At 60.4% G+C, this 26338-nt stretch carries 37 protein-coding genes; 4 read left to right on the top strand and 33 right to left on the bottom strand.

What is annotated here, in order from left to right; translation table 11 throughout:
* Positions 1-2: 2 nt before the first annotated feature.
* Genes ABL840_RS09250 through ABL840_RS09240 form a run of 3 tightly spaced genes read right to left on the bottom strand, consistent with a single transcriptional unit; the run spans position 3 to position 2012 of the window.
* Complete coding sequence (locus ABL840_RS09250) at positions 3-353, bottom strand: hypothetical protein (RefSeq protein ID WP_093305873.1); 351 nt, start codon at positions 351-353, stop codon at positions 3-5.
* Positions 350-1162: a Gp138 family membrane-puncturing spike protein gene (locus tag ABL840_RS09245; protein WP_093305875.1), complete on the bottom strand. Its 813-nt coding sequence runs from the start codon at positions 1160-1162 to the stop codon at positions 350-352. The genes ABL840_RS09250 and ABL840_RS09245 overlap by 4 nt, the downstream gene beginning before the upstream one ends.
* Entirely contained in the window at positions 1155-2012 is an 858-nt protein-coding gene (locus tag ABL840_RS09240; protein ID WP_418116234.1) for a baseplate hub protein, read from the bottom strand. Before ABL840_RS09240 ends, ABL840_RS09245 begins: the two co-directional genes overlap by 8 nt.
* Positions 2013-2026: 14 nt before the next feature.
* On the opposite strand from ABL840_RS09240, the gene ABL840_RS09235 reads away from it, so the two are divergent.
* Positions 2027-2476, top strand: coding sequence for a hypothetical protein (locus ABL840_RS09235; RefSeq protein WP_093305879.1), 450 nt, complete (start codon positions 2027-2029; stop codon positions 2474-2476).
* Here the strand turns inward: ABL840_RS09235 and ABL840_RS09230 are convergent.
* From ABL840_RS09230 to ABL840_RS09145, 18 genes are all read right to left on the bottom strand, one after another.
* Positions 2468-2770, bottom strand: a complete 303-nt coding sequence (locus ABL840_RS09230) for a phage baseplate plug family protein (RefSeq protein WP_093305880.1) — start codon at positions 2768-2770, stop codon at positions 2468-2470. The two genes, ABL840_RS09235 and ABL840_RS09230, sit on opposite strands and share 9 nt — an antisense overlap.
* A gap of 4 nt (positions 2771-2774) precedes the next feature.
* Positions 2775-3440, bottom strand: a complete 666-nt coding sequence (locus tag ABL840_RS09225) for a phage baseplate protein (RefSeq protein WP_093305882.1) — start codon at positions 3438-3440, stop codon at positions 2775-2777.
* On the bottom strand, positions 3440-5371 hold the full coding sequence (locus ABL840_RS09220; RefSeq protein WP_093305884.1) for a glucosaminidase domain-containing protein: 1932 nt from the start codon (positions 5369-5371) through the stop codon (positions 3440-3442). The genes ABL840_RS09225 and ABL840_RS09220 overlap by 1 nt, the downstream gene beginning before the upstream one ends.
* Before the next feature lie 165 nt (positions 5372-5536).
* Positions 5537-5980 carry a hypothetical protein gene (locus tag ABL840_RS09215; RefSeq protein ID WP_093305887.1) on the bottom strand — a complete coding sequence of 148 codons (444 nt, stop codon included), beginning with the start codon at positions 5978-5980 and terminating at the stop codon, positions 5537-5539.
* Complete coding sequence (locus ABL840_RS09210) at positions 5980-6411, bottom strand: phage tail fiber protein (RefSeq protein WP_093305888.1); 432 nt, start codon at positions 6409-6411, stop codon at positions 5980-5982. Before ABL840_RS09210 ends, ABL840_RS09215 begins: the two co-directional genes overlap by 1 nt.
* 12 nt (positions 6412-6423) lie before the next feature.
* A complete protein-coding gene (locus ABL840_RS09205) occupies positions 6424-7902 on the bottom strand; it encodes a DUF3383 domain-containing protein (RefSeq protein ID WP_093305890.1) in 1479 nt (492 codons plus the stop codon).
* Positions 7903-7962: 60 nt separating this feature from the next.
* The gene (locus tag ABL840_RS09200; protein ID WP_093305892.1) at positions 7963-8493 is read right to left on the bottom strand and encodes an LIC_12616 family protein; all 531 of its coding nucleotides are present in this window, start codon (positions 8491-8493) and stop codon (positions 7963-7965) included.
* On the bottom strand, positions 8490-8885 hold the full coding sequence (locus tag ABL840_RS09195) for a hypothetical protein (protein ID WP_093305894.1): 396 nt from the start codon (positions 8883-8885) through the stop codon (positions 8490-8492). The genes ABL840_RS09200 and ABL840_RS09195 overlap by 4 nt, the downstream gene beginning before the upstream one ends.
* Complete coding sequence (locus ABL840_RS09190) at positions 8882-9421, bottom strand: hypothetical protein (protein ID WP_093305896.1); 540 nt, start codon at positions 9419-9421, stop codon at positions 8882-8884. The genes ABL840_RS09195 and ABL840_RS09190 overlap by 4 nt, the downstream gene beginning before the upstream one ends.
* Positions 9421-9831: a DUF4054 domain-containing protein gene (locus ABL840_RS09185; protein WP_093305898.1), complete on the bottom strand. Its 411-nt coding sequence runs from the start codon at positions 9829-9831 to the stop codon at positions 9421-9423. Before ABL840_RS09185 ends, ABL840_RS09190 begins: the two co-directional genes overlap by 1 nt.
* Before the next feature lie 4 nt (positions 9832-9835).
* Entirely contained in the window at positions 9836-10159 is a 324-nt protein-coding gene (locus ABL840_RS09180; RefSeq protein WP_093305900.1) for a hypothetical protein, read from the bottom strand.
* Between the two features lie 81 nt (positions 10160-10240).
* Positions 10241-11254 (bottom strand): DUF2184 domain-containing protein, encoded by a 1014-nt coding sequence (locus ABL840_RS09175; protein ID WP_093305901.1) that lies wholly within the window; start codon positions 11252-11254, stop codon positions 10241-10243.
* Positions 11255-11257: 3 nt separating this feature from the next.
* Positions 11258-11956 carry a structural cement protein Gp24 gene (locus tag ABL840_RS09170; protein WP_093305903.1) on the bottom strand — a complete coding sequence of 233 codons (699 nt, stop codon included), beginning with the start codon at positions 11954-11956 and terminating at the stop codon, positions 11258-11260.
* A gap of 10 nt (positions 11957-11966) precedes the next feature.
* On the bottom strand, positions 11967-13127 hold the full coding sequence (locus ABL840_RS09165) for a DUF2213 domain-containing protein (protein WP_093305905.1): 1161 nt from the start codon (positions 13125-13127) through the stop codon (positions 11967-11969).
* A 1-nt stretch (position 13128) separates the two neighbouring features.
* Complete coding sequence (locus tag ABL840_RS09160) at positions 13129-13950, bottom strand: phage minor head protein (RefSeq protein WP_093305906.1); 822 nt, start codon at positions 13948-13950, stop codon at positions 13129-13131.
* The gene (locus tag ABL840_RS09155; protein ID WP_093305908.1) at positions 13940-15436 is read right to left on the bottom strand and encodes a DUF1073 domain-containing protein; all 1497 of its coding nucleotides are present in this window, start codon (positions 15434-15436) and stop codon (positions 13940-13942) included. The genes ABL840_RS09160 and ABL840_RS09155 overlap by 11 nt, the downstream gene beginning before the upstream one ends.
* A complete protein-coding gene (terL, locus tag ABL840_RS09150; RefSeq protein WP_093305910.1) occupies positions 15433-16920 on the bottom strand; it encodes a phage terminase large subunit in 1488 nt (495 codons plus the stop codon). Before terL ends, ABL840_RS09155 begins: the two co-directional genes overlap by 4 nt.
* Positions 16862-17443, bottom strand: a complete 582-nt coding sequence (locus ABL840_RS09145) for a terminase small subunit (protein ID WP_093305912.1) — start codon at positions 17441-17443, stop codon at positions 16862-16864. The genes terL and ABL840_RS09145 overlap by 59 nt, the downstream gene beginning before the upstream one ends.
* Before the next feature lie 269 nt (positions 17444-17712).
* Here ABL840_RS09145 and ABL840_RS09140 point away from each other — a divergent pair, with 269 nt between their 5' ends.
* A complete protein-coding gene (locus ABL840_RS09140; RefSeq protein WP_093305914.1) occupies positions 17713-18000 on the top strand; it encodes a hypothetical protein in 288 nt (95 codons plus the stop codon).
* Between the two features lie 275 nt (positions 18001-18275).
* Here ABL840_RS09140 and ABL840_RS09135 read toward each other — a convergent pair whose 3' ends face one another.
* The 11 genes from ABL840_RS09135 to ABL840_RS09085 form a co-directional block, all read right to left on the bottom strand.
* Positions 18276-18680 (bottom strand): hypothetical protein, encoded by a 405-nt coding sequence (locus tag ABL840_RS09135; RefSeq protein ID WP_093305916.1) that lies wholly within the window; start codon positions 18678-18680, stop codon positions 18276-18278.
* 9 nt (positions 18681-18689) lie between these two features.
* On the bottom strand, positions 18690-19028 hold the full coding sequence (locus tag ABL840_RS09130) for a hypothetical protein (RefSeq protein WP_093429351.1): 339 nt from the start codon (positions 19026-19028) through the stop codon (positions 18690-18692).
* Positions 19009-19497, bottom strand: coding sequence for a Ref family recombination enhancement nuclease (locus ABL840_RS09125; protein ID WP_093305919.1), 489 nt, complete (start codon positions 19495-19497; stop codon positions 19009-19011). Before ABL840_RS09125 ends, ABL840_RS09130 begins: the two co-directional genes overlap by 20 nt.
* On the bottom strand, positions 19494-19784 hold the full coding sequence (locus ABL840_RS09120) for a hypothetical protein (RefSeq protein WP_093305921.1): 291 nt from the start codon (positions 19782-19784) through the stop codon (positions 19494-19496). Before ABL840_RS09120 ends, ABL840_RS09125 begins: the two co-directional genes overlap by 4 nt.
* Positions 19781-20116, bottom strand: a complete 336-nt coding sequence (locus ABL840_RS09115) for a hypothetical protein (RefSeq protein ID WP_093305923.1) — start codon at positions 20114-20116, stop codon at positions 19781-19783. Before ABL840_RS09115 ends, ABL840_RS09120 begins: the two co-directional genes overlap by 4 nt.
* Positions 20113-20307, bottom strand: a complete 195-nt coding sequence (locus ABL840_RS09110) for a hypothetical protein (protein WP_093305925.1) — start codon at positions 20305-20307, stop codon at positions 20113-20115. The genes ABL840_RS09115 and ABL840_RS09110 overlap by 4 nt, the downstream gene beginning before the upstream one ends.
* Entirely contained in the window at positions 20304-20759 is a 456-nt protein-coding gene (locus tag ABL840_RS09105; RefSeq protein WP_093305927.1) for a hypothetical protein, read from the bottom strand. Before ABL840_RS09105 ends, ABL840_RS09110 begins: the two co-directional genes overlap by 4 nt.
* Positions 20760-21010: 251 nt before the next feature.
* Positions 21011-21847 (bottom strand): hypothetical protein, encoded by an 837-nt coding sequence (locus ABL840_RS09100; protein WP_093305929.1) that lies wholly within the window; start codon positions 21845-21847, stop codon positions 21011-21013.
* A complete protein-coding gene (locus tag ABL840_RS09095; RefSeq protein WP_176947582.1) occupies positions 21844-23310 on the bottom strand; it encodes a DEAD/DEAH box helicase family protein in 1467 nt (488 codons plus the stop codon). The genes ABL840_RS09100 and ABL840_RS09095 overlap by 4 nt, the downstream gene beginning before the upstream one ends.
* Before the next feature lie 8 nt (positions 23311-23318).
* Complete coding sequence (locus ABL840_RS09090; RefSeq protein WP_093305932.1) at positions 23319-24176, bottom strand: ParB N-terminal domain-containing protein; 858 nt, start codon at positions 24174-24176, stop codon at positions 23319-23321.
* A gap of 94 nt (positions 24177-24270) precedes the next feature.
* On the bottom strand, positions 24271-24624 hold the full coding sequence (locus ABL840_RS09085) for a hypothetical protein (protein WP_103893605.1): 354 nt from the start codon (positions 24622-24624) through the stop codon (positions 24271-24273).
* Positions 24625-25039: 415 nt separating this feature from the next.
* On the opposite strand from ABL840_RS09085, the gene ABL840_RS09080 reads away from it, so the two are divergent.
* On the top strand, positions 25040-25261 hold the full coding sequence (locus tag ABL840_RS09080; protein ID WP_143042983.1) for a hypothetical protein: 222 nt from the start codon (positions 25040-25042) through the stop codon (positions 25259-25261).
* A gap of 8 nt (positions 25262-25269) precedes the next feature.
* Here the strand turns inward: ABL840_RS09080 and ABL840_RS09075 are convergent, their stop codons facing one another.
* Positions 25270-25485: a hypothetical protein gene (locus tag ABL840_RS09075; RefSeq protein ID WP_093305937.1), complete on the bottom strand. Its 216-nt coding sequence runs from the start codon at positions 25483-25485 to the stop codon at positions 25270-25272.
* A gap of 80 nt (positions 25486-25565) precedes the next feature.
* Here ABL840_RS09075 and ABL840_RS09070 point away from each other — a divergent pair, with 80 nt between their 5' ends.
* On the top strand, positions 25566-26291 hold the full coding sequence (locus ABL840_RS09070; RefSeq protein WP_418116233.1) for a LexA family transcriptional regulator: 726 nt from the start codon (positions 25566-25568) through the stop codon (positions 26289-26291).
* The last annotated feature ends 47 nt before the right edge of the window (positions 26292-26338 follow it).

Raw genomic sequence — 26338 nt, 5'->3', positions numbered from 1 at the left:
TCCTAGAACGTGACGCCGTGAGATGCGCCAGTGGTATCGATGAACTGAACTTGGCCCTCGATCACCCGATTTTCGAATCGGGTGATGACAACCTGCGCTGAGACGACACCCGGGACCGTCAGCGCGGCCTCGACGAGCCGAGCGCGCACCAGAGAAAGGGGCGGCTGATGGCCGAGGATCTGGCTGAAGTACGGAATACCCTTGGTCGTGTCATACCAGAGTTCTCCAGCGAAGAGCCGACAGGCGTTTGCGACATCCTGCGCGATGGAATAGGGGTTGGTGGCCGCAGCAATGTTCCCCGCAGCATCCATCACCAGATCCCAGGCAGTCCGGTCGAGCAGGATGGATTTCATGGTGTCGGTCCGCCCGTATTTGCACCCCCAGCAGTCACGCCTGTGTGGACGTGCGTATGGAGGGGCGTCGTTACAGCAATGACCTCGGTGTCGGACTTGATCTGATCGATCACATGAACCGGCCCCTGCATCGTGACACCCGCAGTTCCACCGCCCGTGGTTTGCGTCACATTGCCGTTCAACCCGATGACGGGGGCATTCGTGGTTGCGATGGGGGCGTTGTCTGTGATGGAGGCAGATGCGGTGGTCTGCACCGTGGTCGCGGTGCTGGTGATCGAGTTGCCAGCAATGATCTCAATGTCTGGAGCTGTGAGTTTGATCTTCGTAGGCGAGTGGACGTGGATGCCGCCACTGTTGAACTGAACGTACTGCTCTGGGGTGCCATTGAGCACGCCGCCAATGAACATGCCGTCCGCCATGTCGAAGCGGCGACCAGAGCCTGGGTTCGCCTGATCCTTGCTGTTGTTCACGGCTGAGATGTCGCGGTCTGCGAACACCACGATGCCGATGTCTCCCACTTCTGGATCGATGATCACAGCATTCTTGCCGCCCTGAAGTCGGAAGTACGGCAGGTTGTGCAGGATGTTGTGGGGCGTGGCCTTGCCCTCTCCGTTGAGCTGATTCACCAATGGCTGCACATCGACAAAGCCCACAGGCGATAGGCCGCCGCTGTTCGTGCAGGCGACGACGCGCGCTTCGGTCGCCGTGAACATCTGCGACATGAGCGCCATCACAATTGCCCGGACCGGATTGAAGTCCCCGAGCGAATCGGACAGTCTCTGCTGCCCGGCGTAGCCTTGGTCACTCATTGGCAAAGTCCCGGTTGCAATACATGTCTGTGAACCAAGCGCCGTTGGGCACTTCGCTTTCAAGTGTGTGGGCCAACCCAACGACCTTCCAGCGCCCCGCCGCGGGGGTAAGGTCTGTTTCGACGCTGATCGATGCCCCGAGGACCACATCAGGATTGAAGAGCGTGCGCACCATGATCCCTTGGCTGCTGAACGTGGGATAGCCCACCATTCCGCTGTCTTTGGCGACCCTGATGTCGCCGCCAAGTCGTCTTGCGCCGTTCCTCGGCCAGATTGCCAGGCTCCCACGGTCTAGCGAGTAGTCGATCCGCGCGGCATTGGCACACCGCTGAACCTGAGCCAGCGAGCATCCTGGGAAATACGGGTTCTGAAGGATTACGGAAACGCCGTTGTTCTCAAACGCAACGCCCATGTCACCAGCCAAGTCTTTCATGATGTCCGCCGCGTCAGCCGGTCCCTTGTAGCTCCTGGCATTCACAGGCTTTACCGCCTCAAACAGGCCCGTCTGCGAGGTCACATCAAAGGCCACCTCTGGTGCCGAGTTCATCTCCGCAAATGCTGTGAGGATGGTTCCCATGTGGACCACAGACATCGGGCCGCCCTCATCGCCTGCGGCGATGAGCACTTGTGTCTTCCGAATCTCCTGCTGAACCGTTCCAATGCAGGTCAGCTGGTTCATCCGGTCCAGCGGCATGCCGAAGATCCGCATGTGGGACGCTGGTTGCGATTCACCGCCCATCAGCGCCAGACTTAGCGATACTCTGTGACCGGAAAGCGTTACATCCGGCCCCTTCTGCTCGCCAAATGCACCCTCTCCGAGATTGATCGTCACATCAATCTTTCGCTTCACGAATGGAGTCATCAATGCACCCAGGAAAAGTTGCTGCCGCCCTCTTGCTCGTGGCTCTGAACGCTTGGGCTCAGTCGAGCGGGTCAAGCATCGCCAGTGTGGGCAACGAGCGAATCAAAGAGCTACAACTGGCACTCAACAATGGCCAGTCCCCTCAGATGACTGAGGTCGAAAGGCGAGCAGTCGTGGAGAAGCAGAAGTACTGCCGCGACTTCGCTTTCTTCCTGTCCCAGGCTGTCGGTTCAAGGAACCAGAACACGCCGCCAGAGGTGACATTCAAGAAAATGAAGCGTCTGTTCCCCAACAACGAACGAAACTTCCTCACAGATAAGCGGATGAAGGAGCTGATCAATGGCGTCTACTTCGATCCGAATTTCGCATTGGAGCCCATTGCAACCAACGAACTTGCCGTTTCCTCTAGGTGCATGTTCGACTTTCAGTCGCAGTTCCAGCCTCTAAAGTAGGTCGGCCGGCTCCAGATACACCAGCACAAAGCGACTGCCGAGTTGCGAGTATTCGGGATCAGTACGCCCCAGCATGTCGGCAAAGGCGAGCTCCCCACTAAACCCGTGGTAGACCTGCCGTACCAGCCTGGTGCGATCCCGACAGATCACAGAGGTGACCACTGGGTTGTTGTTGATCGACAGGTCAAAGAACAGCCCTGTCGTCTTCTGGTAGATCGCAACTTGGCACTGCTGCTGGTTCAGCAGCACGTTCAAGGTCTGAGACGGGACCGCCTGCAAAGGGATGGTCTTCATTGCGTCACCATGATCCTGTCACGCCACCCGTCTGAAGCGGCGGCAGATCGACCGCAGTAACGGTCGATTGGGTCACCGGGGTGGCCTGAACCTGACCGTCACTCACGGCATCCGCCGCGGCCGGCTCCTGCGGCTCGTCGATCTGCGAAAAGTCAGCCGTAGCCGTGATGCGCACCTCGATGAAGTCGAGCTCCACCGTCAGCATGCTCACACCGTTCTTGTCGGTGCGGCGATAGTCGTAGCTTTGGAGAGTGGCGCGTGGATAGGTCACCTCCGGCGTTACCACTGAGAAGAGATCAATACTGTTCAGCATCCCGTCACAGGTCGCCAGGAAGGATGTCCGCGCAGTCTCATCAGAGCCGACAGCCATCCGAATCCGGCAGTCGTAGGGGGTGCCTACCTTGTTGTAGCTGGCAAAGGCGCCCTGCTCCTGCGGATAGGTCGATACCCGTGTGTCTTGGTGGAAGTCGATTCCTAGGAACGAATCCGGATTCAGAACCTTCGCGCCGTTCTGGTCGAAGATGCCCCAGACCGGGCGCGGCAATGCCGCATCAGAGACCGATCCAGCCATTGGGCTCAGCACAGCATTCACGATGGGCTCGGCGATATTGCGCAAGAGCGCAGGAACACCGGCCACATCGGGAACGTCGGGAAACTCGATCAGAGGCATCAGGACAGTCCAGTGTTGGCCTGAGCCGCGAATGTCCGCTTGCTCAGGGCCTGCTCCATCCCGCCAGCGACTCCCTCGGCATCCTTTGCCTGGGTCGTCACGGTGATGGGGCCGTTGAAGTTCGTCTCAACAGTCGTTGTGCTGCCACTGCCCCGGGTGTTTGCGCGAGGAGCCGCAGCCTGGGACACCTGAGCCGCGCCGGTCGCCCCGGCAGCGCCACCCAGTCCTGCCATCTGAGACGCGCGGGCCATCTTGCTCACGTAGGCCGGATCCTCGGCATAACCACCCTTCTTCAGAGCTTGGGCGAATGCTTCAGCAGAGGTTGCCCCCACCGCTCCAGGGTACTTGCGCTTGATCAGGGAGATGTAGTCGTCGGCAAAGGCATCAGCCGAGGCATATGCGCGGTACTTGTCCACGCTCCCGGTCATGTTGTCCTTGGCGGAAACTCCAGAGCCGGAGAAGTCCTTGATGTTCCCCAGGTTGTTCGTACCTGGAATGATCGACTTCCCCCATCCAGTTTCCAGACCCCACTGGCCGAGGATCGCGCGCGAATCCACGCCAAGCGCGGCGCCGGCTTTCGCTGCAGCAGCGCCGTACTTGGCCGCGAATGCTGCTGGTCCTGCTCCAGTCGTGGCTGCCGCAGTTGATGGGCTTGGTGCTGCGTTCGGCGCGCCAGAGGCAAGTCCTGCGCGGGCTTGCGAATCAGCCGAGAGCGTCACACCCTCCCGCTCGAAGAGTCCGAAGGTTGCATTCCTGAAGATCCTGAGGCCGGCGTCCCCGATGGCCTTCTGGATGGACCGTCCCGCATCAGACTTCCCCAGTTGGTCATTCAGCTTCGACCCAAGCCAGTAGCCACCGCCGAGAGCGGCGGCTGATGCTCCCAGTTTGCCCAGCACGGCCAGGGCGCTCGTTCCGGCCGTTCCGCCGATCACGCCAAGGGCGTTGCCAACACTCAGGAGGGAAGCAGCCAGCGCGGCGAATGGCGCCACAGCCGAGAGCACATTGAGCGCCAGCAGCGCGATCAGTACGTTTTTCCAGCCGCCGACGGACTCGGCAGCCTTGTCGGCCAACTTCACGAATCCTTCAATAGCGGCAACGGCCTTGATTGCCCATGCCTCGATCTTGTCTTGGTTCTGGTCCAGCCATGTCGCGAATCGTTCAAGGTAGGGCAAGAGCTTCGAAACAATCGTGACACCGACTGCTTGCAGCTTGCCCTGAACCAGATCCCACTTTTGCCGGAACGCTTCTGCAGGAGCTGACGCACGCGCCTGAGCTTCGGCCAGCTTCTCAACTGAGTCACGGACCTTGTCCACCTGCGCTGCACCCTGCTTCAGCAGGTTGAACGTATCCTCGCTAATGCCCATCTCGGCGGCTTTCGTCCGCCCGATGCCTACACCCCACTTTGAGGTGATAGTTTGGACTGCATTCGCGCGCGCGCGAAGCAACGTTTCCGCGTTCTTAAAGTCCGAATCCTTCGCAAGACCGGTAGACCAGAAGCCAGCGTTCGCCGAATTCGAGATGCCCAGCCGGTAATCAGAGACGGCCTTCTGTGCCTCTTGAAGCTGTGCCGTCATCCCTTCGACCGAGCCGCCAGCGTTCTTGTTCGCCAGTTGCCACTGGGCCAGCGACTTCGCCGACATGTCCAGGTTCTGCGACATCCGACCAAGGCTTGCGGTCGAGGAGATGGTGTTCTCCACGAACTGCTTGATGCCTATGCCGGCTGTAAAGACGGCCAGCAGCCCGAGCACTTCGTTGCGAAGCTTGGACATGGAGGAAGCGGCGTTCTTGCCCCAAGCCTCCATGTCCTTGTTTGCCTTGTTCGCCTTGCCAGAAGTCTTGTCCAGCGCCTCGTCGGTCTCCTTGGAGCCCTTCTTGAACTTGGCCGCATCGAGACCGAGGGTGACCACTAAAGCATCGATCACAGTGGCCATGTCATTCCTTCGAGTTGCGCAGGTTGGAGTTGTGGTTGTCTACAGCGATGATTTCCAACAGGTTGTAGAGGTCTTCTGCCCCTAGAACAGTTTGGAGCTCCGCCAAAGTGGCATGTCGGCTGGAAACCACGCGCCCTATTGCGCAAGGGATGTTCGCGTAGTCAATCAGGCGCGTTTCGGTGCCGCCGAGGCTTGGCCCGAAGTCGATGAGCTGGCGGCGGAAGAAAAATCCACATGCAACCCCCAGACTGCCTTGCGTAGGGTCAGACGGGTTGCCACTTCCTCGATGTCATCCTCGACGAGCTCGCGCACGATAGTCGCGTCTTTCGGGTTCGGCTGGATGCGCACGCAGTCGAACATCTCGTCCAGCAGCGGCTTCACAGCGTCGAAATGAACCTTGGTCAGCGCGCCGATGCCCAGTGCGGCGATTCCGGCCAAACCAGCTTCTGCCAGGTTGTCCGGGATCTCCACGCCAGCATTGAGCATCGCGAACAACGCGCGGCCGGCCCACTCTTCGGACTGGGCCGCCGGCATCTCGGTGATGACGAAGACCTTGCCCTTGTCGCGCCCCTCTGCGTCTATCGTGACCTTCGCCGTCTTGCGGGCCATTAGTACGGCTCCCCAACGATCATGTTCCAGGTAATACCGTATTGCACAGCTTGCAACACCTTCTTGACATCAGGCAAAGGCTTACCACTTGAGAGAACTCCGTTCTGGAGTGTGAACTTCATTCGAATCGAGGGAAGCCAGATGGTGCCGTCCAAGCGGAAGACTTCTCGGGTCGTCTGCATTGCCGACACCAAGGTGTTGAAGACGACCAGCGAAGGCGAAGTCGGCATGATCGTGACTGGCATCCGAATCGGATTGAAGACGAAGCCAGAGGACATGTACCCGTCAACTCCCATGACCACTTCGGCCAAGTCGAGTGCGTCCGTGCTGAAAGCGTCATCTGCCGCAAAACCTTGAATGGGCTGCGGCGACGGGTAAAGGTCAGCCACGGCCAGGGTGAAAGTGCTGTTCGCAGCGGTAATGGTTGCCATGGTCGTCGGTCCTTACTGGATGGAGATGGAGGCAAGCGTCAGCTGCTGGATGCTGCCGCCGTCCGCGTAGTAGAGAGTCATGCTCGGGCTGGCACGCTCCACCCGTATCGCCGCGGTTGCGGGAACGATCTGCAGCACATAGCCCTTGGCGAAGATCGCCGGACTTGCGTCGAAGCCGAGCGCGTTCTGGATCTGCGCCTTCTGCGATTCAGACAGCGCCACCCCGGTGCGAATAGCGCCAAAGTTGACACCAGCATTGATGGGGTCCAAGCAGGCGGCGTTGACCAGCGAGTAGCCTTGGGTGTTGTACGGGATTGAGCCGACGCTCAGCAGCAGCCGAATCATTGCGAGTTGCAGATTGGCATTCAGCCAGATCTGGTTGAAGAATGTGTCAGCCCAGGTCCAGGTGCCCGAAATCGCGCCTGCGTACATGAAGACGAAGTTGTCCTTCGCAGTAGCGTAGGCACCGTAGAAGTTGTAGCCGTTTGCCTTCAGTGCAACTGCATCCGAAGCATTGGTGACATAGGCAATCAGGCCGCCCTGTGCCTTGAATGCCAGCGTCGAACGGCCATTCAGACGGTCGAAGTCCAACGACGCGGCCCATGCCATGGCGAAGGCTGCATGGGTCTGGTCGCCATAGACCGGAACTGAGCTTTCGACCTGGTTGGCCTGCAGGTAGTAGCCCCAGGTGGTGGTGTTGCCCTGCACCTTGGCGTTGACATCGGTGTCCCAGCCTACGTAGGCAAAGCGCGGCCCCTTGGAGTTCGCCCAGATGCTGAAGGCCGTCTTGTCGGCCGTCACCGGCTCCCAGGTAGTGGTGAAGGATGCCCAGTTGATGGTCGCGGCCACAACCGCTTCCATGTTGGTCGCCGGCACACCGGCCACGGCGCCCTGCGAAAGGACAGCACCCGTCTGCGTAGTGAGCGCCAGGCCAGCCGCAATGGTGCCAGTGGCGATGGCCATGGTTGAAGTCACGCCCGTGGTGCTGGAAGTCACAACGAAGGCGGAACGCATCGAGTCGTAGGTGACCGTAAAGCCGGGCGTCGTGAAGGCCGCCTGGATGATCGTGGCAGCGTTCGAGAAGCTGGTCGCAGCCGAAAGCGAGATCGAAGCGGCCGTCTTGCTCACGCCATCAGCAACGATGGTCAGCGAGCCCGTCAGCGCCTTCAGCTGCGTGAGCGTCATGCTTGCGAGCGAGCCGCCGCGCAGGTACGCCGCCACGCTCGCGACGGGGTACTGCACGAAGTACAGCAGGCCCGGGGTCTTGGTGCCGTTGGTCACGCCGGCAAAGTAGATGTCGGCCATCTGCTTTTCGACAGACTGGTTGCCAAAATAGGCGCCCACGTCGGCAGCAAGAGCGAACGGAACCACAGCCCCAATAGGCGGATATGTGCTGTTGGTCAGAATCAGACCGTTCAGGTCCACGGCGCTCCCGGCCGCAGCCAGAACGCCTGGGTTCACCTTCACGATTTGGTCGGCAGGAATAGTCATGGAGACTCCAAAAGAAAAAGCCCGCACAAGGCGGGCTGCTTACCGAAATTGAGGCGCCACTCAGGGCGGGAAATGGGTATCGATTTCGACAACGCCAACATTGGCTTGGTCGAAGAACTGCATCGGCGTCGAGACGACGGGGTTGATCTGCAGTAGTGCAGTGATGGTCCAGCGCTGCTCGTACTGCTCTTCACCGTTCACAAGGGGAACCATCTTCGGATCGTCTGCGTGCAGAGGCTGTGCAGCGGGTGCTAGTGCGTCACAGCCGTAGTCATCGCGCAGCATCGTGGACAGGATCGAGGCCCAGTCGCCCGAGTTCGGCCCGTAGCAATCCAGCTGCACTGTCACCTGGGTGGCCTGGGTGGTGTCCTTCGTGCCGGTGGTTGGCGTTGGGTCCGAGTAGCTGGAGACGTTCGTCGCCAGCCGGTTCTGAAACAGCTCGGTCATCGCGACGAACCCGCCTAGAGGCATGGGAACGCCATTGCCAATTCCCTGCACCACATGATCCATGTCCAGGCCGAGCACATCCATGATGAATGCCTGAAGCACGACGAACATGTCAGCCTGTGCGGGAGTAATGGTCGCGGTCATGGCGTGATCGTCCCCGTCTGCAGGTTGACGATAACGCTGCACCAGTCGGGCCAAGTCTCCTTGATGCTCACTACTCGCCAATCCTGCGTGAGCGCCCCCGGGATCTGCGGAAACTTCATGATGTCGCCGCCTTTCTGGTCAGCTCGCACCACGCCGGCCCAGTTGCCTAGCAGGTAGACGGTACGCAGAACGCCCTGAATGTTCAGGAAATCTGTGTGCTGCAGGTCCTTGGCACTGACGCCCTGGACCTGGATCTTTCCAGAGAAGCTCAAGAACTTCGGAACCTGCTTGCCGCCTGGAGCTGTGACATAGCCGTCGCTGCGAAGTAGCGTGGCTTGAATGTCCGGATTGACCGTAGTGATCGCGCTGCGAACGATGCTGTGCAAATTCATTCGCCGCCCTCCAGGTCATAGGCAACACTGCGCTGCATGTCGCCGGTCCAGATCAGGGGCTTCTCGGGCGCGCCATAGTTGGTCTTCCCTGCATCCACACGGGCAGCAGCCTCACCGACGACCTTCCCCGTCACCTGAAGTGACGGATCGTTGTAGCGCATGCCTCGCAGCATGATCGTGATCGGGCTGAGCTTCGGTGAACTGGTCTCGACGATGGACTGAACGAGTTGATCCTTGATCCCCTCACCCATACGATTCATCGTCTTGTCGAAGTCGTAGTCGGTAGCCTTGAGGTTGGCCGCAACGGCGTTCCCCCACTTCATCTTCTTCTTGGCGAGCATGCCCCGAAAGTAGGGCCTGGGAGGCGCCGTCTTGGTGCCATACTCGTTCCAGTAGGCAACCTGAGCAACGTTGGTCCCATCCGGGTATTTCGCGGTTTCGAGGAACCCGACCCGCAACAGCTTCCCTTTGGAAAGCTGCTCAGCCATGGCCTTCAGCTTCTCCTGAAGATGATTCCCGCCTTTCAGGGAAGTCATCAGTAGCACCTCGGTTGATACCGCACGTACTGCATGGTCCGATAGCGCCCCGTCGCCGCCCAGTACTGGGCGCCATAGGGCGTCTGCAGATACCAGGCCATCGTCCCGTTGTTCGCAACGACGTACTCTGTGGAGGCAGTCACGCTGCCTTCAGTGGCCGAGCTGAGCCGCCCAACCATGCCAGAAGCGCCGGCACCGTTCACACCAGATCCGTTCAGGGCCGCGATGTGGGCGGTCAACATGTTCAAAAGCAAGGCGCGCTGGTTGACATCGCTGATGCGGCTGCAATCGGTGTTGTCCAGGTAGAGCGTCGCCTCCGCAAAGTACAGGCCAAGGACCTGATCGGTCACCGCGCTGAACTCGGGATACCGCAGCTTGAACGCTGCAGGATCGAAGACGACGACTGCCATGGAATCAGTCCTTGCTCAAGTCCGTCACGTCCTTGGGCTTGGCCTTCGGTTCGAGCGGCTCCAAGCCGGTCTTCTCGTCCTGGCGATCTTTGGCTTCGGCCGTCGTGCTCTGGGCCTTCTCGTGTGCAAACACGAAGCCATTGCGCACGAAGTCAAGGTTCTTGTTCGAAGCCATCCAGGCGTCGAAGAACTCCTTGTCCACGTTCTCGGTGATGCCGTGACCGCCGACGATGGTGGCCGAGTTCGCGCCACGCAGAACGACACGCTTGTCGTCCTTTTCCAGGATGATGCCGTTCGGGAGCTTGCAGCCCACAACCACTGTTGCCATGTTTCGAATCTCCAATGAGAAAAGCCCGCACGCGGCGGGCTCTGTGAATGGGGGAGCCCGCTGTCTAGGCGGGCAGTCGGCTTAGGCGCCGAGGAGCGATGCAACCAGCACCGGACGGAAGATGACCGTTCCCCAGGTGCCCTGCGACTTCTTCTGCAGGAAGCTGGAGGTGGCGCGCACGATGGCATGTGCGCGCATCTTCTCGGTGAACGCCGTCGTCATGGTCTCCTGGCCTTCGACGTTCTCCGCGATCAGCTGCACGAGTTGGCCGGCCTGGGTCGAATACTCGGGCGCGGTCTCAAAGCGGATGTTCGGGAAGTTCTTCTTGACCTGGTCGTAGACGTTCACGTTGTACTGGTTGGTCTTGTTCAGAGCAACCGACAGCGTCGGAGACATCGCGAGGCACATCTTGGTGTCCGTGTCGATGGTGCCGTTGGCCTGGGTCTGGAGCTGGACGAACAGGCGGCGGATGTCCTCGTAGACGACATCGGCCGTGGTGCCAGCCAGATTCCACTGGGCGGTGGGCGCAATCGAAGCCGGAAGGCTCGGATCGTTCAGGAGGCCGTAGTTCTTCAGGCCAGAGACGCCGAAGAAGTACGTCTGGTTCTGGTACTTGTTGAGCACCAGCACCGAGGCGATGTTCAGGCGCGAGGCCCAGTCGATCTTCGCCAGACCGGCACGCTCCAGCTCCCGCTCGCCCCACTGGGTGATGGTCTGGTAGTGGTAGCTCTGGCGTTGGTTGAAGTTGGCGTTGGCGCCAACCGAGCCGTTCTGGTTGTAGTCGCCGTAGCTGGAGACCTCACCAGTCGATTCGATGGCCGGGAAAGTGGCCGTGTCGGTCACCCAGTCGCCCTTCTTGGCCTCGCCAGCGATCACAGCGGCCTTCATGGGTGCGACGAGTACTTCGACGATCTTGGGATCGACGTAGTTGGAGAGGAAAGCCGGGATGCCAGCGTTCGACACCGTGACCAGACCGGGCTGGGCATCCATCGCCAGATCGAGGTTGTGAGTCACACCCTCGGGCAGGAAGTCCATGGAGCCGGGGAAGAGAATGCCGGCGTCTTCGGCGAGGCGTTGGAATGCAGGGTTGTTCATGGTTTAGCCCCAGGTGGAGATTTTTGCGAGCTCACCAGCTGCCGCGGCCGACTGGACCACGAAGTTGGTTTCCTTGGCGGTCTGGGCCGTGATCGTCACGCCCGTGGCCGTAGCCGTGGTGGCGAGGCTCAGGGTGTACGTGCCGGCGCCACCAGTGCCAGTGCCCAGAGCAGAGATCACAGTGCCCGCTTGAATGCCAGCGCCCGAGATCGGTTGGCCCACCACGATGGGCGCGCCAGTGTTGGCAGTGACCGTCAGCGTGGTGTTGGTCGCGGTGTTGGCCACGATCAGCGCGTTGGTCGGCGGCGTGCCGGTAGCGGCAGCCGAGGCCGAGCCGTCAGCGTAGCTGGCGTAGACCTTTTGACCGATGGATGCGCCGCCCGCGAACTTGTCCCAGAAGTCACCCGCCTGGTGGAGGGTGATCGGGAAGCCTTGGGGCACGACCATGCTGGTTTCAGCCAGGAAGATCGTGATCAGGGCTTGCTGCTCACGGTGCACGAAGCCGATGCGGCCACCGCTGCCGTAGGCATTGCTGACCACGCCATTGGCATCTGCCCAGGCGAACTGGCCCACCGTGACGCCAGCAGCGCCGGAGACCAGCGCGCCAGGCCCGGCGAGGACGGTAGCGCGCGGATTGGCCGAGGCGAAATCGCCCTCTACGGCCGGCGCGGGCTGAAGGTTGACTTGAGTCTGAAAGGTCATGTCGTGCTCCTTAGATCACGCGGCCGAAACGGCTCAGGTTGGGGAACTGCTCGGCCACCTTCTTGGCGCTGGCAGAGTCCATGCCCAGCTGCGTCGATGCCTTGGGCTTGTCGGCCAGATGCATCTTCACGAGGGCGCGGTAGGCAGATGGGTGCACGTCCGCTACATCGACCTTGGCTTGGTCGAGCGCGAATTTGTAGACGGCTTCGGCGCTGTCCAGCGCGACCTCGCCAACCATCGGAGCGACTTCCTTGCGGGCCGTGTGCAGGGCCTCCATCTCGGCACGAACGCGCTTGGCGGTGGCGTCAGATGCGGCGGCAATCGCCTTGTCCATGGCGGCCTTGGTCACCTCGGGTGCCTTGGGGGTGTCTTCGGTCTTGGGCGGCTCGTCCTGTGCGACAGCCTTCTTGCGGCGCTTACCCGGGTTGTCCGGATCGTCCTCGTAGAGCTCGTCGTCGGTTTCGTCTTCGGCGAGTTCGCTGAGCTCACCGCCTGCGAGGGCATCGAGCACCTTGTCCAGATCCGCCAGATCAGCGTCCTGAGCGATCAGCCCAGACAACGCCTTACGCGCATCTGCTTTTGCGGCAATAAGCCGTTGCGTGGATTTCATCTTTGGGTCCTTGTTAAAGGGATTTCGGTCTGCTACGACCACGTCAGGGCCTGCTCGGCCCACATCAACAAGGGCAACGTGGTTGCCCACGATGTCCCTCATGATTCCGTCGTACCGCGTGCCTTCGTAGACACCCGGCGTCATGTCAGCGCGGTAGTGATACGCACTACTCAGTTCGGTCTGGTCCTTGGTTTCCACGCCAGCAATTCCGATGGCATCCCAGATTGCTAGGGACACATCTAGGTAGGGCGAGGCGAACACCGGGTCGCTGCCTGTCGTTCCCACCACTAGATCGCGGCGCGGTTCGTGGGCATTGACTGGAACGTGTTGGATCAGCACTGGCAGACGTGCGAAGGTCGGCGCGCCCTTTTCGAGTTCCTGAGGGTCGCGCAGAAGCATGTAGACCCTGCCTGAGTCCAGACCCAGCTTTCCTTCGGGGTCAGGGATTTCTTTGCCAAGATATGGGCAGACCATCGCCTTCGAGATGTGCGTCATCTCGACATGCATGCGCCCGTCCTTGTCGAAAGATCGGGCCGAGCGGTCAAAAGCGAGTTCAGGCATCTCAATCGTCCTCAAATCCAGGGATCACCGCCCTGCTCGTACACCGGCAATTGATCGCCTGCCCGGGAAGCACCCATTCGCCATCCAGATACATGCCCTTGGTAAGGTCGAATGTCTTGCCGCTGGCTGCCACATGGGAGGGTCTGGGCTCCCGCCCTCCTCCGCTGTGCTGCCAGATGGCCGTTTCGATGCCCAATTCCTTGCGGCGCACGTTCTCGATGACCGCCTTGGCCTTGTTCGACTGGTCGCGCGCGATGATCGTGGCGCGCCGATTGGTGACGCCGTAGTTCTGGTGCAGCTTGTTGGTGAGCGCCTGGAGGTCGTAGCCTTGGCTCACCGCTCGGAAGACATCGCCTTCAACGCTCTTCAGGTACTCGGCGGGGATCGATCGGATGAGCCCGACGTTTTCCCGGAGGACGGCTTGATAGCCTTCCTTGGCCGCCTGGGTCATCCGGAACCGGACCGTGAACCCCGCCTCTTTGAGCGAGGCCATCATTGCCGCGTCTGTCGTTGCCGTGGCACCGTCTACGAAGACCTTGGCCAGCTTCTCCGATACGTCGTCAAATCGCTTCTGCCAGTGCTTGCCCAGACGGTCCATCGTGCGACGCAGGTCAACCAGCGGCTCTCGCCTTCTCAGCCTGTCCTGCGCCAGGATCGGGTCATCCTTCTTCCAGGCCGCTCGCGTCCAGTAGATGACCGAGTTGGACATCTCCGCGATGAGGGCCTGAAGCTCCTTGCGGTACTTCGCCTCGATTCCGGCGTTGGCATGGATGGCCTTGAGCTTGATGTCCTTCCCTGTCGGAGAGACCAACTTACGGCTCATCGCCCAACTCCTCGCCTGGAGGCTTCTGGTCAGGGTCTGATGGCGGCTCCGGCACATCCGACGCATCCAGAGACGTATAGCCACTGGTCGGATCGGAAGCGAGTCGGATTCGTTCTTCTTCAGGGCTGACCACGCCAGCGGCGATGTACGCCACACCAGCATCAGCATCGGATTTGCGTACACGGGCCAGGGCCTCGCCGTCCAGCTCCACCAGCGGCACGTACTCGAAGCCAATCGAATCGTCGATCTCGCCGAACAGGTCCAACTGGCAGATGCGGAGCACCTTGTCCAGCGGCTGCGTGAAGATGTTCTCCTGCTGCGCCCGGATGTAGTCGTAATAGACGGCGATTTCGCCTTCAGACGAGGAATTCAGGCCCGTAGGCGTGATGCCCAACAGCTTCACCAGCGGCGTGTGGCTCGGAGCCGCCATGTGCTCCTGACTCTGTGCCTGCAGCTTGTCCAGGCTCGAAAGCGGCGTGTTGAACTGGAAGAACTCTTCCGTGTCTTTGTCCAGCAGCATCAGCCCTCGGCTGTCGCGCACCTGGTTGAACAGTTGCGCCCGCTTGAAGATGTCGTCGCCACTACCGCCAGCAAGGGTGTCGCCCATGTTGGTAGCGACGCCACTGATGGAAAACGAGTGCAGCAGGTCGGACACCGAATCCCGCGTCCGGAGCCACGCATTCACATAGGGCTCCATCAGCTGCGACATCGACATGCCGCCGAAGTTGTAGGCCGGCTTCAGCATGTCCGGCACTTCCCGGCTGATGAACGACAGCAGGCGGCTGGAGTGGGTCTGCTTGCCCAGAATGAACCAGCTCGTCGGCTTGAAGAAGTCCGGCGCTATCGGGTTGTCCGAGTTGTAGGCGTAGGGAGTCGTCCACAGCGCCTCGATGTTCTTGAAACCGAGGATCGAGCCCTTTTGGATCGTCGCCTTGTCGATCACCAGCGGCAGCTTGCGCGACTCGTCATCCACGCCCTTGACGTTGATGTAGATCTGCGCGCGGCCAAAGAAGCCATCCTGCTCAGCAGCCACCCGGAACAGGTCACGGATGTTGTGCCGCTTGAACCAGCCCTCAATCTCTTCGATCTTGGCCGAGTTGTCGCCGTCGCCCTGCGAAGTGATCTTGATCCACCTCCGGGTCATCTCGGTGGCGGTTGTCTCGGACGGACTGCGGTACTCGCTGCGCTGCGTCAGTTCCGACAGGTACGGATAGCCTGGGAAGCCTTGGCCGCACAGAGCGCTCTGATTTGCGTAGTCGTAGAGACGCGAACATCCAGCCGAATCCAGAGCCATGTAGCCTGGGTCAGTCTTCGCACCCTCTGGCACCACGCCCGGCATGAGCTTCGGCGCCTCGATCTTGCGCTTGACTGGTTCAGGCTCGGTGGTGGCGAACTTCACCAGCGCGGCATAGCTGATCGCCAGCTTCTGCGCGGGCGTAGGCGTCTCCGCGACAGAACGCGGGCGTTGACGGGTCGTTCGCTTCATGCGCGGCCCAGCAGGTCGTCGTTGATCTTCATACGTGTCTTTCCGATCAACTCAGCGAATGCTCGCGAGAGCGCATCGACCTGGTCGTCATACGCACCATTTGGGAAACTGCGCAGTTCGTCGATGAAGGGCTTGTTCCAATCCCCTCGAAGCACCGACACATTGCCGACGTTCACTTGTGCAGCGACAGGCTCTGCGCGCGTAATCTTGTCGCCCGATTCCGGCGAACTCACCACCGAGGCGCCGGCCATCGCACGGGTCAGATAGAGAACCTGCGTCTTGCCGGCCTGCCCAGGGTCTTGAGGAATGCTCTGTTTGGTTGAGCGCCCATCCATTGCGGCAGTGTTGACCATGGCTGCATCGCGCTCATCCGGCCCGACGCGCATGCGTCGCACGTCGGAAACGATGAATCGCCCGTCGTCGGTGCGGCCCAGTCGCAGGCCTGCTGTCCAGTCACCATCAGTCGTACTCGCCAAGTCCCAGCCGCGCACCCACTTGACGTACCCAGCGGGCAGCGCGTCAAGAACCTTGATCTGGTCGGGCTTGAACAGGTCTCCATCAAGCGGCGAGGGACGCTGCTGATAGAGCGCCGACCACGTCCGCGCGTTCTGCTCAAACTGAGCCCAGTGCTTGTGGTCGAACCATTCAGGCCAGAGGTACTCGCCGCGGGAACGTCCCAGCGGGTCACTGTCGACCTCGCAGCGCGCCTGAAGGCACAGAACCTCCCAGTAATTTCCATCCTTGCAAAGGATCTTTCCGCTCTCGCCGTTCCAGCCTTCAGGCAGGATGCGGCCAGCCAAATCATCCTCATGCCAACGAGTTTGGATCAGCACAATCCAGCCACCCGGAATCAACCGAGTCTTCAGGTCGTCCTCGTAGGCGTCCCACGTCTTCTGGCGCACCGTCTCGGAGTTCGCCTGCTCGCGGCCCTTAATCGGGTCGTCGATGATGATTCCGTTGGCACGGTTGCCAGTGACGCCCCCCAAGATGCCGCAAGCCATGTACTCGCTGCCATTAGTCAGCGAAAACTCTTGCGCGGCCTGTGACTCAACGGTCAGGCCGCATTTGAAGATGCCGTTGTAGCGCGGCTGCTTGACGATGGAGCGAGTGCGCCGGCCCATCTTGCGTGCCAGGTCGTCGCCATAGCTCGCCAGGATCAGCTTCCGCTTACCGACTTCACCCAGATATTTCGACGGGAACACCACCGAGGCATAGGTGCTCTTTGCACTGCCAGGCGGCATGAACACCATCATCCGGCCGTGAGGCGTCTTACTTACCTCGTCCAGCTTCTGTAGGAGCAGCCGGTGGTGATGAGCAAGCGCAACTTCGACGGGCTGGAAAATTTCAGTGTCTGGGTCATCCTCGCTTACGGGCCGCCCTGGAACATCAATCGCGCTGACGTAGCGCTGAATGTCAGATCGGGCCTTACGCCTGATCAGCAGCTCCCTCGCCGCCTCCTGCTGCGATGGCTGCGAGTTCGTCATCCGTCAGTTCCTGTGCGCTGCGACGAAGGGTCAGGCCGCCTGAGTGCTCCACCTTGTCCTTCAGCATGCCGAGATGGCGCATGGCAAGCGAGAGGGCTGCCACCTTGTCGGGAATCTTCACTTTCTTGACGAACTCGGGTTGATGTCGAAGTCCAGCAGGCCCACCAACCTCGGCGTTCCCTTTGGTCTCGACCACATCCACCCCAGCCAGCACAGCTGCGGCGTCGTCGTCCAGTTCGTGCATGTCCTTCAGCGAGCCATCCTCACGGTATAGCTTGCGCAGATCGAAGAAGGCAATACGCGCCAACTCCTTGAGGACACGGTCCTGCGTGATCTCCGTTCGTTTCTCACGAACGACCATCTTCTGTGCGATTGCTTCCGAAACCTTACGGTTTGCGATCAATTCCGATGCGGTAACTTCCGCTCGCCTTACGGTGTAGCCGGCGCGAATCGCTGCTTGCTTGCCGTTCAGGTCGATCAGGTACTCGTTCACGAATCGCTGTTGCTTCTTCGTGAGTGTCATAGGGTTCTTTCGATGGGGCACAGCACAGCCGAGGGCTGGGCGGGAGGAAGACGCTCAGGTGGTCTCCCACGGCTGGCTGGCAGGCGGCGTCTTGCCCGACGACTGCACGGGCCGGCTTGGCCTTCACGAGCGGACGAGGAAGTCCGCCATGTCAGTGGGTTGCCGGGTTTGAAAACGAGGAAAAACTTCCTTGATTCTGGAAAATAAAAGCAAGAACTTTCTACTCACAAGACACTACTAACCAGTTCCTTTAACCACAGGAGGCAGCAATGGCAAATCTCTTCATCGCTTATGACTTAATGGCACCTGGCCAAAACTACGATGTAGTTCGGGACGCGATACGCTCACTTGGGCAATGGCACCAGTTTCAGTACTCACTGTTTTACGTAAGCACGCCGCTTAGCGCGAATGAGGCCTACAACCATGTAATCGTGCACATGGATAGGAACGACAAACTGGCAGTCATAGACGCATCAGGCGGCGTCGTTACCGATTGGGATCAACCCCCGATAGAGGCAATCAACGCGATCTGGAACTATCAGCCGCGCGTTTTCTAAGGGGTGCCACGGCGCGAGGACGACCTGCGGCATTGAATGTGTGCAGCGAGCCTCGGCCGGGCGGAAACAATGTCACCGCCCTATTTAGGGAGCGCCGGGCGGCGTCGGGGTAGCTTCACAGCGCCTGTCTTGGTCACTCGCTGTCGTTCGCAGTACCGAATGGAGGCGCAAACGAAAAAGCCGCTGGGCATTGCTACCGAGCGGCTTGTTTTGGGCGCACCAACGCCCCACGACTGGCACTATCTCAAAAAAGAATATTGGCGTCAACCACTATTTCACATGACGCCTGCAGCCAACAGCCGCATTACCAGCATGTTTCTGGCCTCCATCAGCACCACGCCCCTCTCCTGAGGGTCACGAGGCAATCGAGGGTTCATCCACACCTTGCGCCCCGTGTAGCAGTTCCGCGCAAGGCAGTAGATCGCTGCACGGTAGGGCTCTGGCATGCCGCCCTGCCCCCTGGCATCCCCGCTGACGTGGAAGTCGATGGCCTGCATCTTCACGGCTTCCAGGTGACCGTCGAGCAAGTCATCGGCCGAATCCCATCCGCTGCGGCTCTGAGCGTCCCTGAATGCTGGGTCATCCAGTCGGTCCACGCCGTTGATCGGCTTGTCCTTCATCCAGTGGTGCCAACGGCTCAGGAGATCGTCGAGGATGGCGTCACTGTCGTTGTGCATCATGCGCGCTCCTTAGATGAATCCCTTGACGATCCAAGCAATAAGAAGCACGAACGCAGGACGCAGCAGGACTTCAAGAAACGTTTTCCACCAAGGCTTCCCTTTTTCGCTTGGGCTTTGACCGCGAGCAATGAAGCTGACAGTCAACGAAACCCCTACGGCGAGCGGGATAGACAAGGCTGGGAGGCTGAACGTTGGCACGATGAACCAGAGCCACAGCAGATGGAAAACATATCCGCTCCATATGGCCGCAATGGCAACAGTTGCGGCAACGAACGGCACTCCAAGAATCAGGGCAAGAGCGCCAGCAGCAGCGCCAACCATCAAGTCGTCAGAGGTCTTGTTTGTCATGGTCTTCCTTCTGCCCAGTGGGCATTGCGTTGATGTTCAAAAGCTGCAGCGCCTTGTCCAACATGTCCTGCTCGGTGAAGCCGTAGTGCTTTGGAAAGCCCTTCGTGCCAAGGCCATGGACGCCAGTAGCGCCGCGGTGGTGCTCCGGGCAGAGCGGAATCAGGGTCAGCCAGTCGCCCTTCCCCCAGCCCATGCCGGCGCGGCGGTGGTGCAACTCCACGCCTGGTGTGAAAACGCCCAGCGCCATCTGGCAGCACATGCAGCCCAGTTCGACAAGCCGGGACTTGTGCAGATGCTCAAGCACGCCGATGGCGGCGCGGGTAGTCTTTGGTGCCGGCTGATTCGAGCCGCCACAGAACGCCAAGACCGCGTTACGAGCTCCATTGGGCTTAAGCCCCAAACCGGCGCGTTCGGCCATCGCCATCACGCTAGATTGCTTGCGGATGTAGGGCTTGCGGGCGAACGTCATGCGATCACCCCAAGTGCCTTGAGTGCCTGCTCGGGTGTCTCCACCACGAACAACGGCATGTCGGCCCAGATTGCATGCCAGTCCACCTGGTCTGGCGTCAGTTTTCGTGCGCTGGGCGACTTGCTGCCGTCCTTCACCTCAAGCAGCGACAACTTGCCGCGAAAGCCGCACAGGAGGTCTGGCACTCCGTTGCCGACGGCGGCGAGGCTCTGCACAGACACGCCAGCCGCGCGCAGGGCCGAGACGATCTGCGTTTGGTTGGCGTCGACCTTGGCTGCGCGCCTCATCGGGTGCTCCTGTCCTGCACTCGGTTGCTTGCTTCTTGGGTGCGCCAAATCTCGATCCGCGCCTGTGCTGCAATCAGGTCCCAGCGCAGCTTCTCTTCAACTTCAACCGCTGCTTTGAGACCGCCAAGCAACGCCAGATAGTCTTCATGGGCGTAGGCGTACTGCTCGCGCTCGACGGAGCTCTTGGCGGCGCTCTGACCCATCAGAATTGCCTTCTTGGACTTCCTGAATTCCTCCAGGTAGACGCGCTGGGCCTTCGCTGCGGCGAACTTCCCAGCGTTGGCGATGATGTAGTCGGCCGCCTTGTTGGGGTCTCGCAGATCGTTGGTCATGCGATCACCTTTTCCCGCTTCGCCACTGTGTCGGCCGGCGCTTGAGTGAACTTGCCGATGCGGCATTCGTTGAGGGCGGAGAACGTGCGACAGGCCTGCTCAGCGACAGGCGCGGCCTTGCATGTGCCGAAGCCGTAGACGCGCAAAGGCGAGTGCTTGAGGCTCCAGTTGGAGCAGTTGAGGCAGTTCATGCAGCCTCCGCCAATGCAAACTTCTGGTACTCGCCCTCCACCGCAATCAGGATGACGCGGCCCTTGTCCACATCGTTCTTCATGTAGGCGGTGATGTGCGACGGCTTGACGCCGGTGGCCGCACAGATCTGGGCTCGGGTCATCGGACCGCCGGCCAGTGCAGCGCGGATACGTCCGCTGTGGCTCTCTGGGCGGCGGGCATTGCCATAGCCTGTGGAGGGATTCACTCGGCCGCGCATAGTCTTCGGCGCGCCGCGGGCGCTCAGCTCGTCCGACTTTCTGCTGATGCCATGGAAGGTGCTGAAGTCCTTGCCCTCCTTCCGGCGACGATCCACGTTGGCCGTGCTCTTGGCGCTCAGAGCAGCAGAGCCGGTGAACTTCACCCAGTCGAATGGCTCTTCGGAAAGGCCGATGCCGGGCCAGATGTCGTAGCTTGCAGTTTGAGTTGTCATAGGCACCTCTGCTATCTATAGAAACGCTGTTAATCCCTATCCATGAACCCGAGCTGGATAGACCTAGCCCATCCTGGGAAGGCCTTCACATGAACCGTCGCCGTGTCATGACCCGTCAGCCGTTCGATGCAAGGGCGCTAACTTCGCCACCCTCTCCCCTGTTTCAGCACCTGATCCAACAGTAGGGGACTCACCCTGCGCCGCTGCCGTTACACCATGTCCAACCAGCGCAGTGAAAACACAATTTCCCGCTACGGCACGGCCATGGCCTCGCGCAACGTGCGCTGAAGCCCCTGCGAAAGGGCAAACAGTCCTTGCCTGCGGTGGAAATCGTTGGCGTCCTCGCCGACGGCATCGCTCATCCAATATGGCCAACCGATCTCGCGTGCGACGCGCTCCCCAGTGCCGCTCTTGTCGTTGTCTGCGAGCACGATGCCGCCCGGCAAGCCGGCTGCGACCTTCTTCATGTTCCCGGCCGAGAAGCAGACGTGGAGCGTGTATGGACGCTTGATGTTCGCCAGCGCCAAGCGAGCCGACAGCGCCGTCGCATAGCCCTCGCACAGCACATGCGGACCTTTGTTGTTGAAGACGAACTCAGCGCGACTGGAGCGCTGACCGGCCAGGAACTTCTTTCCGCCGTCCTCCGAGATGCGCTGGCATCCGACGAGCTCGCCCTGCACGAACATTGGAATGAGGGCGATTGGCCCCGCATCCGTGCGTAGTACGTTCACCACCTCCTCAGGGAATCCCTTGGAAGCGAAATACGCATGGCGCTCACGCTGCGCACAGCTCAACATCCGGGCGGCCTCTTCCGCCGCCCTGGCGTTGTTCCTCGCCGTTTCTCGTGCGCCATCCTCTGCGATGCGCCTGACCTCTTGGAGCGCAGCTTTGGCCCCGCCCTCGGCGCGCCAAGAACTCACGTCCTGCATCGTTGCATGGTTCTGGACAAATCCGTGGTCGCCCATGAACTTCACCGCGCCATTGCGATGGGCAGGCTTGTCCGTAGTGCGATACCGCTTCCAGGAGCCGATAGGCGGCAGCGCATCGATGATGACGCCGTGTAGACGGCAGAAGTCGAGGAACGTCATGCTGCGCGCTTCCTGGACTTCGCCCACGCGATGTTCCTAGAGCGAACCCAACGACGCACTTCGTCGCTGGGCTCCATCGGATCGACACCTCGGAACCTGGGCTCCTTGTTGAACTTCTCGATGAACTTGTGGTACGCCCATCCCGGCTGATAGCCATACTCGGCGCCGATGCTCAGAAGCTGGGCAAAAAAATCGCGCTGCTTCTTCAGATGCTCCGCAGAGCCTCCAAGCTCTTCCATGACGCCAGGAACAGCCGTCACTTGGTTACGGCGCTCCCGCACATGGCCACAGCACGGGCAGGTGTCTGCCGCGCTCGGCCAAACGTGCGAGCACTTTGGGCACTTGGCGGCTTCCTTCTCGTCCTTGGTCGGCTCTGGCTTGGTCTTCTCCCGGCCTTCGTCGAGCTCGTTGATGCCGTTCTCGTAGACATCCTCCCAGTCCTCGCGGAACCGCAAGTAGTTGCCCGAGTGGTCGAGCCACAAGGCGAACTCTTTGCCCTCGTGCGAACGCATCACACGCCCCATCTGCTGGATGTGCGAACCGAGCGACTTACTGAAGGGCCGAGCCGAGACGCCAATCATCACGTCCGACACATCGAAGCCCTTGGTCAAGATGTCGGTCGCAATGAGGCCGTGAATGGTCGATTCCGCCTTAGCGAACTCTTTGATCGCGTCCTCTTTGAACTGATCATCATCGCGGTATGAAAGGCTCACAAAGTTGTAGCCAGCATCGGCGAACTTTTGCGCGAGGTCAGCACCGTGTGCCACACCCGAGCAAAACACCACGGTCTTGCGCGGGCCGCCAAACACCTCGTGCGTCTTCTTGACCCATTCGGCAACGATGTCGCCCGTGATCTTCAGACCGCGTTCTGTCACCTCGTCTTGCGACCACTCCCCGGCTACCTTCTTTGCGCCCTCCATGTCGATTTCTTTGGCGATGAAGACGCGCAAGGGAGCAAGGCGGCCGAGTTGCACCAACTCGGCAGTGGTGACGCTGGAAACGACATTGGAATAGGTCTTGCCAAGGCCCTTCGTGAAGGGCGTAGCACTGAGGCCGACGACCTTCACACCCGGGTTGTTCTTGATGAACTCGATGGTCTGCACGCGCGTCTGATGCGCCTCATCGACAATGAGTAGCTTCAGGCCAGGGAAGTGGCCTCGCTTCTCCAAGGTCTGCGCGCTACAAATCTGGATCGGCTCGTAGGGCCGGTAGCGCCAGTGCCCAGCTTGAATGACGCCGTGATCGATCTTGTACTTTTGCAGGCGTGCGCTGGTCTGGTCGCAGAGCACCACGCGATCCAAAATCATGGCGGAACGATTGCCGCGCACCTTGGCCGCCTCAAGCAACGCGATTGCCATCTCGGTTTTGCCGGCGCCCGTGGGCGCCACCAGCATCTGGGCGTTGTGCCCTTCGGCAAATCCAGCGCGTAGCTTCGCCAGAATGCCTTCCTGGTAGGTGAACAACTGAAGAGTCACGTTGCAGCCCTCGCCCTCTTGAGCTCACGCTCATTCATCTTGATCTGCTTGCGAAGCTCGGATGCCTCGCGTTGATAGTGGTCGCGCGAGGAACGCAGTGCGACGGCCTCGGCTTCCAAGGCCTTCACCTTCTGGCGCAGATCGGCAATGGTTCGGGCAGCTTCGACCTTCTCGTCTTCTGTGCCCGTCATCACGCCCACAGCCAGACGGTCACGTAGCTCTTCGTTCTCGACGGCGATGTCGGCGAGCGTTTGCTGTGTCTCACGGAGCTCGTCTTCGCGCGGGTCGTATGCAGCGGCTGGGACCTTTGCAGCAGGCTCGTTGATCGCCTTGGCTTGTTCCTTCGGAGGGAGCTGCGCAATCTCGGCAGCACGCTTCACCGAGATCTCGCCAGTCTTCACCGCTTCCTTGACCTTCGGCGTGGCCTTGGCCTCGACGGTCTTTGCCTGCTCCATGGTGCGAGTGCCGACGCCCGCAATCTCCGCCAGTTGAGCGGTGGTCTTAGCAGGGTCCGCACCGGGTGCGGACCCTCTGTGCTGGTTGGCTCCCAGCGGCTTCCACTTGTAGACCGCCGCAACTGCCAGCGCGATCTGCCCCTGTGCGATGTGACGCCGGTCCTTGTTCTGCGCGATGACGTAGACCTGCGGGTCGCTGCCGTCGTACTCCTGGACCGGGCACTCAACGCCAGCTTCTTGTGCCGCGCGATAGCGATTCCAACCGTCCAGCACCATGTCCTCGAACATGGTGATGGGATTGAGAACGCCGTTGACGCCGATGCTGTCGACGAGGCCACGGAACTCTTCGTCCGACATGGCCGGAAATGCTGCGGAAAGGGGATGCTGCTTCAGTGCCATGCTCGGCCCTCATGTGCCATGCACCACACCGCGCTCGACCACGACCGGTGAATCCACAGGTAGCGGACAAAGGCGACGATGTAGGCGGCTTTGTTCACGCGACTGCTCGGGTTGCGGTGATCTCTTCCAACACTGTCAACTTGGCGTGACGCGCCAGCCACTGAGAAACCAACGTGTTCCCCACCACAGCCTCGAAGCGCGGCAATGCTTCGGCCGGCAGATCGCGCCGGCTGGGCTTATCGTCTTCGTGCAGGTAGTCGGTGACGTGCTGCGGATACAGCTCGGCTTCGCTGGCAAGCTGCTGCCGCGTCATCTTGGAGACGCGCTTCAGTTTCCACGCCAGTCGCACGGCTTGCCGGTACGTCTTCGCCATTCGTATCCACTGCTCAGGGGCCACACTGGGGGCGTCGATGCGCCCCATCAGCGGGAATTCCAGTTGGTCCATCAAGGGGCCTCTCGATAGGAAGAAATCAACGTCTAACCAGTTGCCTAACCGGTTGGCTCGGCTCAAAAAATAAGGGCCATGACGACGCGAAAAATCACGACCTTTCTGATGTGCCCGACCGCCCTTGCAGGCGCCTTGGGAGGCCCCCCGCTGGCAACCAGCGCGAACGACGGACGCATCAGAAAGAGCGCGGATGGATGGCTGCACATTCATGAGGCAGCCTTACTTGGATTGACTTGGTTGATGAAGGAGGCCGAGGCCTGCGCCAGCAGCGACGGCCAGCACAGCACCAGCAGAGATAGCGGACGAGATCCGCTCCAGGACGCCATAGGCAACCAAGGACAGATCGAGAAGCATCAGAATCCAGAGGACGCGACGCACCCAGCGCTCGGAGACGCACTTACGCATAGGAGTCACCATGGGGAAGCTCAAGAAGATCAGTGCAATCGGCACTACCAAGCTCCGCTGCATGGTCTGCAACGGGACGGAGTTCTGGAGCAAGGAAGGCGAGACGCTGACCTTGGAGGACTTGATCCCCTGTGCTGGATGCGGAGCGATCAGCGTTGCGCAGGACTTTGCGGACAAGGACGCGCTGGACGACGTCGTTCAGCAGGTGCTTGCGCGAGCCAAGAAGAAGTAGGCGGGGCATTACGCGCCCTCCTTTGCCTCAGCGGGCTCCGCCTTCAGTGCGCCCTTGCGAACCGCCAAGAAGATTCGCGGGTGATCCACCTTCACCTGCGCCGGAATGCCGCGGGTCAGCCAGTTCTGCACGCGCTGCACACCGCCATTGGCCTTGTCGTAGCCCAAAAGTTCGGCTACTTTGGTCGGGCCGCCGAGTGTCTTGATGAGGTCTGCGTCGTTCATGCGCACATTTAAACATGGCGTTTAATGAACTGTCAACACCGCGTTTATCAACAAGGTGTTTAGTCCCGGAGAATCGAGCGATGCATCAATCCGTGATTCGCTTGCTGGACTACGCCCGGGAAAAGACCAAGGGCTCACGGAACCACATCACAGATTTCGTGCAGCTTCAGGCGCTGCTGGAAACCAGTTCTGGGACCATGACGAACTGGAAGAGTCGTGGTGTGTCGAAGGAAGGTGCCTTGAGGGCTGAGAAGGAACTCGGCTGCTCGGCAAACTGGCTCCTCACTGGCGAAGGCGACGAGGACGCGCCCAGTAAACGACGACGTTCAGTCGTGGCTGAGCCTATCGAGGTTGATCAGAGTTTTCTGCCAGGTTTTGAAGCCCTGAGCATTCCCGTCCTAGCTCAGGCCGGCTCAATGGGCCGCGGCGAACATCAGCTGCAGGAGGAGGTGGTCGTCGGGCGACTTACCGTATCGCCGGAATGGGTTTCCCGGACGCTCAAACCCCTGACTGACATCAGGAACTTGCGCTTCATTCATGGCTATGGGGATTCGATGGACCCGACCTTCGCGGACGGAGACATCCTGCTGGTGGACAGCGGAATCCAAGACCCCGACATCGATGGCGTGTACGTTCTGGAGGCCAATGACCGCGTCTACATCAAGCGCGTGCGCCAGCGGCTCGACGGCAAGTACGAGATCAGCAGCGACAACCCAACGGTCAAGACTGTAGATGTTCTTGATGGTTCGCACACAGTCACGGTTCGCGGACGTGTCGTGTGGTGCTGGAACGGCAAAAAGCTCTAGCCCGCAGAGCTTTCCGAATTATGGGCCTGAATCTATGGAGCCGAGCA

Source organism: Variovorax sp. NFACC27, from assembly GCF_048301545.1.
Taxonomy (GTDB): domain Bacteria; phylum Pseudomonadota; class Gammaproteobacteria; order Burkholderiales; family Burkholderiaceae_C; genus Variovorax; species Variovorax gossypii.
Note: the sequence above shows the minus strand (reverse complement) of the source record. Positions and strands in the feature narration are given on the sequence as shown.